This window comes from Streptomyces millisiae, from assembly GCF_031845425.1.
GTDB classification, from domain to species: domain Bacteria; phylum Actinomycetota; class Actinomycetes; order Streptomycetales; family Streptomycetaceae; genus Streptomyces; species Streptomyces millisiae.
The window spans coordinates 1-11,504 of record NZ_JAVREM010000044.1; the positions used below are offsets into that span (position 1 = coordinate 1).

9 protein-coding genes and 1 pseudogene are annotated in these 11,504 nt (G+C 75.1%); 3 read left to right on the plus strand and 7 right to left on the minus strand.

The window, feature by feature from the left end:
* Positions 1 to 132 precede the first annotated feature (132 nt).
* Positions 133 to 1,044 (plus strand): annotated as a pseudogene (locus tag RNC47_RS25150) (MFS transporter); the annotation flags it as partial.
* A 28-nt stretch (positions 1,045 to 1,072) separates the two neighbouring features.
* On the opposite strand, the gene RNC47_RS25155 reads toward RNC47_RS25150, so the two are convergent.
* Genes RNC47_RS25155 through RNC47_RS25185 form a run of 7 tightly spaced genes read right to left on the minus strand, consistent with a single transcriptional unit; the run spans position 1,073 to position 8,572 of the window.
* Positions 1,073 to 2,365 (minus strand): beta-ketoacyl-[acyl-carrier-protein] synthase family protein, encoded by a 1,293-nt coding sequence (locus RNC47_RS25155; protein WP_311601856.1) that lies wholly within the window; start codon positions 2,363 to 2,365, stop codon positions 1,073 to 1,075.
* Positions 2,362 to 2,631 carry an acyl carrier protein gene (locus tag RNC47_RS25160; protein WP_311601857.1) on the minus strand — a complete coding sequence of 90 codons (270 nt, stop codon included), beginning with the start codon at positions 2,629 to 2,631 and terminating at the stop codon, positions 2,362 to 2,364. The genes RNC47_RS25155 and RNC47_RS25160 overlap by 4 nt, the downstream gene beginning before the upstream one ends.
* Positions 2,607 to 3,719 (minus strand): beta-ketoacyl-ACP synthase III, encoded by a 1,113-nt coding sequence (locus RNC47_RS25165; protein ID WP_311601858.1) that lies wholly within the window; start codon positions 3,717 to 3,719, stop codon positions 2,607 to 2,609. The genes RNC47_RS25160 and RNC47_RS25165 overlap by 25 nt, the downstream gene beginning before the upstream one ends.
* Before the next feature lie 6 nt (positions 3,720 to 3,725).
* Positions 3,726 to 4,586, minus strand: a complete 861-nt coding sequence (locus RNC47_RS25170; protein ID WP_311601859.1) for an SDR family NAD(P)-dependent oxidoreductase — start codon at positions 4,584 to 4,586, stop codon at positions 3,726 to 3,728.
* A 25-nt stretch (positions 4,587 to 4,611) separates the two neighbouring features.
* Positions 4,612 to 5,661: a 3-oxoacyl-ACP synthase III family protein gene (locus RNC47_RS25175; protein ID WP_311601860.1), complete on the minus strand. Its 1,050-nt coding sequence runs from the start codon at positions 5,659 to 5,661 to the stop codon at positions 4,612 to 4,614.
* Complete coding sequence (locus RNC47_RS25180) at positions 5,658 to 7,538, minus strand: acyl-CoA dehydrogenase family protein (protein WP_311601861.1); 1,881 nt, start codon at positions 7,536 to 7,538, stop codon at positions 5,658 to 5,660. Before RNC47_RS25180 ends, RNC47_RS25175 begins: the two co-directional genes overlap by 4 nt.
* On the minus strand, positions 7,538 to 8,572 hold the full coding sequence (locus RNC47_RS25185; protein WP_311601862.1) for an acyltransferase domain-containing protein: 1,035 nt from the start codon (positions 8,570 to 8,572) through the stop codon (positions 7,538 to 7,540). Before RNC47_RS25185 ends, RNC47_RS25180 begins: the two co-directional genes overlap by 1 nt.
* A gap of 449 nt (positions 8,573 to 9,021) precedes the next feature.
* On the opposite strand from RNC47_RS25185, the gene RNC47_RS25190 reads away from it, so the two are divergent.
* Positions 9,022 to 10,386: a tetratricopeptide repeat protein gene (locus RNC47_RS25190; RefSeq protein WP_311601863.1), complete on the plus strand. Its 1,365-nt coding sequence runs from the start codon at positions 9,022 to 9,024 to the stop codon at positions 10,384 to 10,386.
* Between the two features lie 70 nt (positions 10,387 to 10,456).
* Entirely contained in the window at positions 10,457 to 11,419 is a 963-nt protein-coding gene (locus tag RNC47_RS25195) for a phosphotransferase family protein (RefSeq protein WP_311601864.1), read from the plus strand.
* Positions 11,420 to 11,504 lie beyond the last annotated feature (85 nt).

Below are 11,504 nucleotides of genomic sequence, written 5' to 3' on the forward strand. Positions count from 1 at the left end.
CCAGCTCGACTATCTGGCGACGGAACTCCGGCGGGTAAGCCGGACGCGTCCTTGGCACGATGAACTCCTCCTTGCGGGACCCAGTGTCCCAAAGCGAAAGGTTGTCCATCAAACCGGGGCAACTTCAATGCGACCCTGCTGGTCGCCCTGCTGGTGGTCGGCGCGGGATACAGCACCGTTCAGCCGGGTGGGAGCAAGTCGGTGGCGTCCTGGTTCGACGGGTCCCAGCGGGGCTTCGCGATGGGCGTCCGGCAGGCCGGGCTGCCGCTCGGGGCCGCGCTGGCCTCGGCCGTCCTCCCGTTCGTCGCGCGGGAGTCGGGCTGGCGGGCGACGCTGCTGACCGGCGGCCTGGTGGCACTGCTGGGCGCCGTGCTGTTCATGAGCTGCTACCGCCGTCCGCCCGCACCGTCCGTTCCGGAGGGCAGGAAGCCGTCGGAGCCACTCGCGGCACAGCTCCGTGCCCGGCTGCGTATGCTCCGTGAACCGTCCACGGTCGAGATCGCGTTGTCGGGGACCAGCCTGATCTCGGTGCAGTACGGGGTGAGCGTCCTGACGGTCCTCCACCTGCACGAGACGTCATCGGTCGGCGCGGGCCAGGCGGCCCTGGTCCTGGTGGCCTCCCAGGGGGCGGGCGTCGCCGGCCGGATCTGCCTGGCGGCGTGGAGCGACCGCACCCTGGCCGGGCGCTATGTCGTCGTCCTGGTCTGCATGGTCGCCGTGATCGCCGGTCTTGCCGCGCTGATGACGCCGGCCGGGCGGGAGCCCGTCGTCGCCTCCGGCGTCTTCGTCTGGCTCGGGTTCTTCGGCTTCGGCTGGTACGGCCCGTGGGTCGCCTACGTCACCGAATCCGCCCCACCCGGCATGACCGGCTTCGCCCTGGGGCTGGCCATGTCCCTCAACCAGATCGCGATCATCGCGGTGCCGCCCCTGCTCGGCCTCCTGGTGGACCTCACCGGCGGCTTCACCCTCGCCTGGGCACTGTTGTCCCTGCTGACCGCCGTCGCCCTGGCGGTCACGGCGATCGCCGAACGCCGCGCCCGCTGACGCGACCCGAGGAACGGAGTTCACCCCCTCACGGCCCGTCGGGTGACGGCTTCGGGCGGGCGGGTCCGTCGCCGGCTCGGGGTCCCGGGGCGAAGGCCAGCACCGCGTTGTGGCCTCCGAAGCCGCAGGAGTTGCTGAGCGCCAGCTCGACTCGTTGGTGGCGCGCGACGTCGTCGACGACGTCGACGTCCGCGGTGTCGGCGTCGGGCCGGTGGAAGTTGGCGGTGGGGGGAACGATGCCTCGCTGCACGGTCAGAACGGTGAGGGCGGCCTCGATGGCGCCGGCCGCGCCCATGGTGTGGCCGGTGACGCCCTTGGCCGAGGTCACCGACGGGCCGGCGGGGAAGAGGTCGCGCAGGACGGCCGCCTCGGTGCGGTCGTTGAGCCGGGTGCCGGTGCCGTGCGCGTTGACGTGGTCCACGTCCGCCGGGGCGGCGCCAGCGCCGGCGAGTGCCTGCTGGATGGCGTCTCGCAGCCAGCGACCGTCCGGGCGCGGGGCGGCGGCGTGGTGGGCGTCGGTCGACGAGCCGTGACCCACGAGCAGCGCGCGGGCGGCCACTCGGCGGGCGGCGGCGTCGACGGCCCGTTCGAGCACCAGCACGCCGGCTCCCTCCGCGAGGACGAAACCGTCTCGTTCGGCGTCGAACGGGCGGGAGGCGCCCGCGGGATCGTCCGAGCGCCGGGACAGGGCCCCCGCCTGGGCGAAGCCGGTCACGCACAGCGGGGTGACCATGGCGTCGCTGCCGCCCGCCACGACGATGTCGCAGGCGCCACGCTCCAGGAGGCCGGCGGCCGTGATGATCGCGCTCGCCCCGGACGCGCACGCGGTGGCCGTGTGGAGGGCGGGGCCGTGCGCGCCCAGCTCGATCGCGAGCTGGCCGGCGGCCATGTTCGGCAGGAACGAGGGCAGGGTGAGGGGGGAGACCGTGTGGTGGCCGGTGGTCAGGAGCTTGCGGTGCTGCTCCTCGTAGGTGGCGACGCCGCCGGCCGCCGAGGCGAGGACCACGGCGACCCGCGCGCCGTCCCACGTCCGCGGGTCGAGTGCGGCGTCCCGGATCGCCTCCCGGGCGGCCGCGACGGCGAACTGCGTGAAGCGGTCGTTTCGCGAGGGGCGCGTGCCGCCGACGTGTCGCCGCGGATCGAAGCCGTGGACCCGGCAGGAGACGGTGATCGGCGCTCCGGCCAGCGTGGGGTCCTCGGCGGCGGTGGGCAGTCCTGAGCAGACGCGGCGCCAGGTCTCCTCGGCGCCGACCCCGGCCGGCGTCACCAGGCCGACGCCGCTGACCGCCACTCCCCCGCCGGCGGCGTGGGGGTGGCTCATTCCGCGCCGTCCCGGGCCGTGGGCCGCCCGGCTTCGTCCAGCAGGTCACGCGTCCGTGTGACGACGTCCCGCAGCGTCGAATCGCCGGTGAAGGCGTCCTCCGGCACCTCGACGCCCCAGTGCTCCTGGAGTGTGACGGCGAGTTCGGTGACGCCGAGGGAGTCGAGGCCCAGTTCGGTGAGCGTCGCGTCCGGGCGGACGTCGCCTGGGGCGACCTCGAACTTGTCCGTGAGGACGGTGGTCACGTGGTCGTGGACGGGCTCCATGAGGGTTCCTTTCGCTGGTGTGGTTCGGGTCGGGCGGCGAGCGGGCTGGGGGGTGCGGTGCGTGGGATTGCCGCCGGCCAGCCGAGGGCGACGGTTCCCCAGGTCAATCCGCCGCCGAAGGCCGTCAGCAGGGTGCGGGTGCCCGGGCGCACGAGGCCACGGGCGGCGGTGTCGGCCAGCGCCAGCGGTACGGAGGCCGCCGCTGTGTTGCCCACGTCCTGGATGTTGCCGAACCGGTGGCGCGGCGCGATGCCGAGCCGTTCTCCGACCGCGTCCAGGATGCGTTGGTTGGCCTGGTGGCCGATGAACGCGCCGACCGACGAGGCGGGCCAGCCGGCCTGGCGCAGTACGGCGTGTGACGACCGTGTCATCTGGCGCACCGCGAGGGCGTAGACCTCGCGGCCACGCATCCGCAGGTACCGGTGGTCGCGCGCCGCCGACGCCGTGGTGGCCGGCGCGCGGGAACCGCCGGCGGCGATGGAGATCAGGTCACCGCCCGAGCCGTCGGCGCCCAGGTCGGTGGCGAGCACCGCGCCCGGTTCCGTGGGTTCTCCGCCGCGAAGCAGCACCGCTCCGGCGCCGTCACCGAAGAGGATGGCGGTGTTCCGGTCCCGGGGGTCGACGATGGTCGAGTAGGTCTCGGCGCCGATGACGAGGGGGCGGGCGCACGTCCCGGCCCTGACCAGGCCGGTGGCGACGGTGAGGGCGTACACGAAGCCCGAGCAGACGGCGGCCAGGTCGAAGGCGGGGACGGTGCCCAGGCCGAGGCGGTGGGCCACCTCGGGGGCGGTGGCGGGGCAGCGGCGGTCCGGGGTCGTGGTGGCCACGAGCACCAGGTCGGGGGGTGTTCCGGCGGCCGACTCGATCGCGGCCCGCCCGGCCGCGGTGGCGAGGTCGCCGGTGGCGACGCCGGTGCCGGCCCGGTGGCGGCGCGCGATGCCGGTGCGGGCGCGGATCCACTCGTCGGTGACGTCCAGCGCCCCCTCGCGAGCCACGTCGTCGTTGCTCAGCACGTCGGGGGGCAGGGAGGCGCCGATGCCGCACACGGTGGCGGTGCCGGGGAGCCGGCCGGTCGGGGTGGTCGGCACCCGCGCTCACCCCTCGGCGAAGGGGGAGGCGGGCTTGGGGACGCCGGCGAGACCGCCGTCGGGCACCGACACTCCGCCGTCCAGCAGCAGTGCCTGGCCCGTCAGGTAGGCGGCCGCGGGCGAGGCGAGGTAGAGCGCGGCCCACGCGACCTCCTCCGGCTCGGCCCAGCGGCCCAGCGGCACGTGCGCCATCAGCCAGTCGGAGAGCGGGCCGGTCTGGTGCGCGAACGCCGTCATGTCGGTGCGGGTCCACCCCGGGCACAGCGCGTTGACGCGGATACCCTCGCGGGCCCAGCCGACGGCCAGGCTGCGGGCCAGGGAGATCTGGGCCGCCTTGGTCGCCGCGTAGGCCTCCATCAGGGGGGCGCCCATGGCGCCGGCGACGGAGGACATCAGCACCACGCTGGCCCGCGTGGAGGCGGCCAGGTGCCGGTGGGCGTGGCGGCAGAGCGCGGCGGAGGCGTTGAGGTTGACGGTCACCACGCTGTCCCAGTCCTGCTGGCTGGCGCCGTGCAGCGGGGCCAGCAGTGGTGTGCCGTCGGGTTGGCTCGGCAGGACGCCGGCGTTGTGGACCACCACGTCGAGTCCGCCGAGTGCCGCGGCCGCCTCGTCGACGACGGCACCGGCCCTGGTGGGCTCCGCGAGGTCTCCGGGTACCGGGACGGCGGTTCGTCCCCGCCGCTCGACCTCGCCAGCGGTGTGCCGCAGGGCGTCCGCGCCGCGGGCGGACAGCGCCAGGTCCGCGCCGGCGTCGGCGAGGGCGAGGGCGACGGCACGTCCGATGCCGCGCGACGCGCCGGTCACCAGGGCGCGGGCCCCGTCGAGCCGGAAGGCGTCGGCGGCGGTGAGGGTGGTGCTGCTGTTCACGTCTGCTCCTCTCGTCGGGTGTGGTTCACGTGGTGGGGCCGGTACGGATGACGGGGGCGCCGCTCCAGGTGAGGAGGGCGCTGCCCCATGTCATGCCGGCGCCGAAGGTGGCGAGGAGGATCCGGTCGCCGCGGCGCAGCGGGGTCTCCACGGCCGCCGCGGCCAGGGTGTACGGGGTCGAGGCGGCGCCGATGTTGCCCACCTCGTCCGCGACGATCGGCAGGCGGTCGGGTGGGATGCCCGCCGCGGTGCCGGCCGAGCGCAGCAGCCTCGGGTTGGGCTGGTGGGTGACGAAGGCGTCGATGTCCGCCATGCGCAGCCGGTTGCGGGCCAGGCTGTCGGAGAGCACGGCGGGGAACATCTCGGCGATGAAGTCCCGGACGGCGCGGCCGTCCATGTGGATCGTGTGGCCGCCGTCGGTGACCGTGTCGAGGCTGGCGGGGGCCCGGCTGCCGCCCGCGGGGATCAGCACGTGGTCGGCGAGTTCTCCGTCCGAGCCGAGGTGGAAGTCGGCGAAGCCCTCGGTGGCGGGGACGGGGCCGAGCACGGCGGCGGCGGCCCCGTCGGCGAACAGCACGGCGGTGCCCCGGTCGGTGGGGTCGAGGAACTTCGAGTACGCCTCGACGCCCACGACGACCGCGTGCCGGGCGGCGTTGTCCGAGCGCAGCCAGTCGTGCGCGACCCGGGTGGCGAACAGCCAGCCCGAGCAGGCGGCGCTGACGTCGAGGGCGACGGCGTTGCGCGCCTTGGTGAGGGCCTGCACGCGGCAGGCCGTCGCCGGGCCGAGTTCGTCGGGGGTCGAGGTGGCCAGGATCAGGAGGTCCAGCCGGTCGATGTCGAGTCCCGCGGCCGCCACGGCCGAGCGCACGGCGGCGGCCGCCAGGTCGGAGGCCGCTTCCTCGGGTCCGGCCGTGTGCCGGTTGCGCACCCCGGTGCGTTGCGTGATCCAGTCGGGACTCACGCGCGCGGCGCGGGCGACCTCGTCGTTGGTTCGCCGCCGGGCGGGCAGGTGGGTGCCCATGCCGAGCACGCCGACGCGGGGCGGGGTCGGAGCCGGTTCGAGGTCCTGGGTCATGAGTGTCCTCCATCGCGTCGGTCGAGGGTGTCCCGGAGGGCGGTCGCGTAGTCCTCGGCGGCCAGGGGGGTGGGCGCGAGTTCGTTCGGCGGCGCGAGGAGCGCCGTCAGCTCGTCCAGCCGTGGCCGGAGTCGGGCGCACTGGTCGACCGCCGTCGTCTCCAGGGCGGCCGCCTCCGCCGGGGAGAGCACCCCGGTCCACTGGAGCGGGCCGGCCAGTCGCAGCGCCTGCGTCGTGCCGTGGAACGCGGCCAGCCGGCGTAGCGGGTCGCTTTCCGCGGCGGGGGCGGCGATGTCGGTCACCGATCGTGCCGCCAGCCGCAGGGCGTGGACCTCGCCCAGCCGGCGGACGCGTTCCAGCAGTGGGTTCCACAGGTCGAGACCGTCCTGGCCGTCCCGCCGGGACGCGTCGAGCACCGCCCGGAGCCCGTTCGCCAGCCGCCGTTCCAGCTCGGTCACGGTCTCCAGCCACCAGGCGGGGTGGTCGGGGCCGGCGGCCCGGGTGTCGTCGTGCGCGGCGGCGGGGTCGGCCTCCCCCGCCACGGCCTGGCCGACGTCCAGGAAGATGAGCCGGTTGTCGCCGCCGGCTGTCCTGAACGACTCCATGAGGCCGGCGTAGCCGCTGACACGGTTGACGCCGAGGTAGCCGGCCACCCCGCAACGCCGCCGGCACTCGGCCGTGACCCGGGCCGCGCTCTCCGTCGCCAGTGCCTTGAGCGCCGACAGCCGGCGGTCGACCGCGGCCCAGGGCGTGAACGCGGTGTCCGCCGCGCGGGCGGCCCCGGGAGCCGCGACGGGGGTGTCCGTCCTGAGGTCCTCCGAGCGCCGCCAGGCGGCCAGCGCGGTGTGCGCGACGCAGGTCAGGGCGAACGCCTCGGCCAACGCGCCCAGCAGCGCCCGCTGCTGGGTGCTGTAGTCCAGCACCGGGACTCCCGGGGCGAGTCGGCTGTGCGAGCGGCGGTGCCGGGAGTGACGCAGCGCCGCCACGGCGGCGGTTCTGGCCGTCGCCGCGGCCGCCGTCGGCACCGTCGCCCAGAGCAGGCGGCCGACTCCGAGCGTGCGGTGGAGAGCTGCCTCCGGGCCGCCGGGCTCCTGGTCGCGGAGGACGCCGTCCGCGTCGATCCGGGCCGTGCCACCCAGCCAGCGGTCGGCGGGGAGGCGTGCCCCGTCGAACCGCACCAGCGCGTACTCCAGTGGCAGGGCGTCCAGTTCGAGGGCGCCGGACACGGTGACGCCCGGGGCGGTCCGCCGCTCGTCGCAGAGGTCGACCAGGAAGGGATGGACGCCGTGGAAGGTTCCGTCGACCATCAGCCGGGCACACACCACGGCCGACTGCGGCCGCCCGGGGACGCCAACGCTCGACAGCTTGGCGGCGCCGGCGTCCGGTGTGCGCAGGACGAACACTCCGTGCCGCCGGTCGAACTCGGCGGTGGTGCGGATCGCCAGGTGGCTGTTGGCGTCGCCGACCTCGGTCACCAGGAAGACACCCTTGCGGTGGCCGCTTTCCAGGGCGGTCACCGTCTCCGCCAGGTCGCCGCCGATCTGCCCCGGTTCGGTCGAGGCGACGACGGAGCCCAGGCAGAGGACGTAGTGGTTGACCACCGTCATGTACAGGGTGGGATCCAGCACGGCGGTGGAGGCGCTGAGCGCGGCCATCCACTCACCGTCGCGCAGCAGGTCGTGGGCTGGTGGCAGCACCTCGGCCAGCCGGGCCAGCCGGCCGTGTGCCAGATGGTTACGGCTCGTCCCGTCGGGTGCCGCGTCGGGCGCGGTGGCGGTGGGGCGGAGGGCGTCCGTGAGGCGCCGCGCCCGGTGGCCGCGCAGCGGATCGATGAGCGGCTCGGGCAACGTGGTCGGGTGACGGGTGCTGGTCGGCATCAGGTGTTCGCTCCCTGGCGTGGGGCGTCGGTCAGCGGCAGGCGTCGCGGGCGGTCCCACGGGAAGTCGGGGTCGGCGAGCGGGCTGTGGGCCCTGACTCCGGCACGTTGGGACAGGACACGTCGGGCGCTGCGGGTGAGCGTCTCGCCGATGCCGGCTTCGAGCAGCAGCGCGGGGCCGGCGTCCGTGGCCTGGGCGAGCACCTGGGGCAGTCGTGCGGGCCGGGTCAGGCAGTCGGCGAGCGCCTGGTGGAGGTCGTCGGTCTTGCCGTAGGGGCCGCCGTGGACGGCCGAGTGGACCATGGTGTGGGCCGGCCGGGGTGTCAGGGTGCGGATCGCCGCCGTGAACCCCTCGGCCTGGGCCGTCAGGGACGGGTGGTGGGAGGTGAAGGAGAGGCGGAGCGGAGCGGCGTCCACTCCGCGGTCGGCGGCGCACCGTTCCACCTGGCGTAGTTCCAGGGAAGGGCCGCTGAGGACGGTGGTGTCCGGGTCGTTGACGCAGGCCACGACGGTTCGCCGGCTGCCGGCGGTGTCGATCAGCCGTCTCGCCTCGCTCTCGCCCGCGGCCAGCAGCGTCATGCCGCCAACGCAGTGGAGCAGGTAGCGGGAGAGCCGGCACGCGATGTGCGTGCCGTCGGCCGGGCTCCACACGCCGGCCGCGGTCAGTGCGGCGATCTCGCCGAAGCTCACGGCCACCATCCGCTCGGGGGCCGCGCCGGCGGCGCACAGCGCGCGATGGACGGTCAGGGAGGCGCCGAACAGGGCGACCTGCGGGGTGCCCACGGGCCCGGCGGCGAGTTCCCGGCCGCTCGGCGGGCGGTCCCCCAGCAGGGCCGGTCCCAGCGCGGGGATCCCGTATCCGTCGCTCACCTCGTCGATCCGCGCGAACACCTCGGCGGCGGCCGCCCGCACCACGGGATGGGCGCGGACGGCGCGCACCAAGGGCGCGACGGAGAAGTCCCCCTGACCGGGAAACATGTGCACGACGGCGGGTGGCGGCGCACTGGGCGCGCCTCGGTCGGGTGCGCGTGACATTCGTCCCTCCTGGCGTTGGTGAAAGGGGGCCTCGCTCCCGTTGGGGCGGCCTCTCCCGGGGCATTCGTGACGGGCGGGAGGACGGGCCGTGCGGAGCGGTGTCGAATTCGGGGCGTGGTGATGGCGGGCTCCGCCCTGGCGTGACGTCGCCGGTCCCCGCGGTCACGCTGGCGACGGCCGGCTCCCGGGCGCGGCCGACCATCTCGCTGCCGGGCGTCGCGGACGTCGGCGACCGGCCTCGTCCGGCACACGCGCCCCGCGGTGCTCCGCGGCCCCGGCGCCCGCGGTCGGCATGTGCCGTCGGCACGGGGGGCGGACCCTTCCCCTCGCCCCGGGCATGCCTCCAACCAACCATGGGCAAGGCGCTGGTTAAAGAGCTTTCGGCTGTCAGGGCGTGAACGCGTTGAACGCCACGGTCCCAGGGCCGAGCGGTGGACCAGGAGGCTGCCATGGGCCGGCGCCAGCCGAATCGCTCCCTCGCCGCGTTGCTCACGGAGGCCGACTGGACGGCCGGCGAACTGGCGCGCGCCGTCAACGCCCTCGGCGTCAGGTACGGACTGCGGCTGCGCTACGACCGGACGGCGATCGCCCACTGGCTGGACGGGTCGAGACCGCGGCCCCCGGTGCCCGGCCTCGTGGCGCAGGCGTTCGGCCGGCGTATCGGGCGCGTCGTGCACGTCGGCGAGACGGGGCTCACCCCGGTGGCGAGCCCCGCCCACGAGACCGTGCTGACCACGGGCGACTTCATCCAGCGCCTGTCGGCGCTGTGCCGCGCCGACGCGGACCCCGCGAGCCGGCTGGCCCTCAACCGACAGATGTTCACGGCCACCGACGTCCGGCTGCCCGACTGGCCGGCGCCGGTCACGCCGGCGACCGGCCCAGGGGGCGCCACCGGGGGAAGCGGGCGGCCCGTGGACGATCCGCGCCTCACGGACGTGGTCGTCATCTTCACGGACCTGACCGAGAAGTACGGCGGCGCTCACGCGCGCTCCGCCCTGGGCGCCTACCTCGCCGACGACGTGCGTTACCGGCTCCTGGCCGCCTCCCACCAGGACGCGCAGGACTTCTCGCTGTTGGGCGGAAGCGCGCGCCTGACGCACCTGCTCGGCTGGATGGCGGTCGACGCGGGGCTGCCGAACTTCGGGTACCACTGCTACTGGTCCGCGCTGGAACAGGCGCATCGGGCAGGAGAGCGGAACGTCTTCCCCCTCACGCTGCGGGCCATGTCGATGCTGGCGCTGCGGCTGGACGACGTGCCGCACGCGCGGCAGTGGGCGCGGAGCGCGCTGGAGGGCGCGGGCCCCACCGTGCCGCCCGCCGTGCTCGCCCGCCTGTACGCGGGGCGCGCGACGGTGCGGGCCGTGGACGGCGAACGGCGGGCGGCGCTCGACGACCTGCTGGCCGCCGAACGGCACCTGGAGGCGGCCGACCAGGGCGACGCCGATCCCTTCAGGCGGTATCCGTTGGCCGCGTTCCTCCACCGGCGCGGGGAGGTCCTGCTGGCGCTCGGCGACCGTGCCGAGGCCGTCTCCGCCTTCCGGGAGTCCCTGGCGGCACGACCGCCGAACCACCGCATCGCCCGTGTCCTCACCCACACGCACCTGAGCAGGACGCTGTTGGCCCTCGGTGAGCTCGAGACCGCGCTCGACGAGTGCCGGCAGGCCCTGGGCCATTACGAGTTCACCGCGTCTCATCGTGCGACGACGGCGCTGACCGCCGTCGGCCGTGCCCTCGCCCCCTACCGCCGCCACGCCGGGGCACGGGAGTTACGCGCCCGCATCACCGAGGCGACCGGCCCCGGTGGTGCCCGGTGACGGTGGCCGGCCCGGCGGGCCTCCGGTAAAGCCCTCGCGCGTGCCGCCGCGCGGATGATGAGGTGACCCGGTGACCATTCACGGTGAGGCGGCGGCTGTCCGACCGTTGACGTTGGCCTGGGTGAGCCGGCAGCTGGACGTCGGCGAGCGGATCGTCGGGACCGAGGTGCTGCACGGCGGCGCCACTGCCGAAATGCGGCGGTTGACCATCGGCGGGCGGGACGGAGGTACCCGTGAACTGGTGCTGCGGAGCTTCGTCGACCCGTTCCACGTGGAGCGCGCCGAGGACGCGCTGCACAGGGAGGCCGGCGCCCTCGCCCTGCTGCCGGGGACCGGCGTGTCGGCGCCCGGACTGGTGGCGGTCGATCCGACCGCCGCGCACTGTGAGTACCCGTCGCTCCTGATGACCCATGTGGCGGGCAAGATGGTCCTGGACGACGCGGGGTTGGAGGCGCGTGTCCCGCTGCTGGCCCGCCAGCTCGTGGCGATCCACGCGTTGCGCCCCGCCGAACGGCCAGGGAAGTACGTGACGTTGACGACCGCCGACACCGTCGTCGTTCCGGAGGGCGCCGACGCGGCGGCCTGGGCCGCGGCGATCGACGTGATCCGCAAGCCGGTGCCGCGCTACGAAGGGCGGTTCCTGCACCGGGACTTCCACCCCGGCAACGTACTGTTCGACGTGCCGTCCGCGAGGCCGGCAGATGCCCGGATCACCGGCGTCGTCGACTGGGCGGCGACCTCCTGGGGCCCGGCGGATCTCGACGTGGCGCACTGCTCCGTCAATCTCGCGCTGCTGCACGGCCCGGCGTGGGGGCTCCGGTTCCCCGCGGCCTATGAGGAGGCCGGCGGGGTGCTGGCCGCGGCCGCGGGCGAGCGGCTGTACTGGCAGGTCAGGGACGGGCTGGCGGCCTCGGAGGAAGTGCGGCCGATAGCGCGGGCATGGCGGGAGGCGGGCAGGACCGACCTGACGACGCGAGTCGTGGAGGAGCGGCTGGATGCGTATGTCACTGCCGTGATGGACACGTTGGGCTGAGCGAGGCGACCCGGCACGGTGGCGGCTTTCGGTGGCGCGGAAGCGGCCTTTGGCGGCGCCGGGTGAGGGTTCGCCTCCGTGCCGG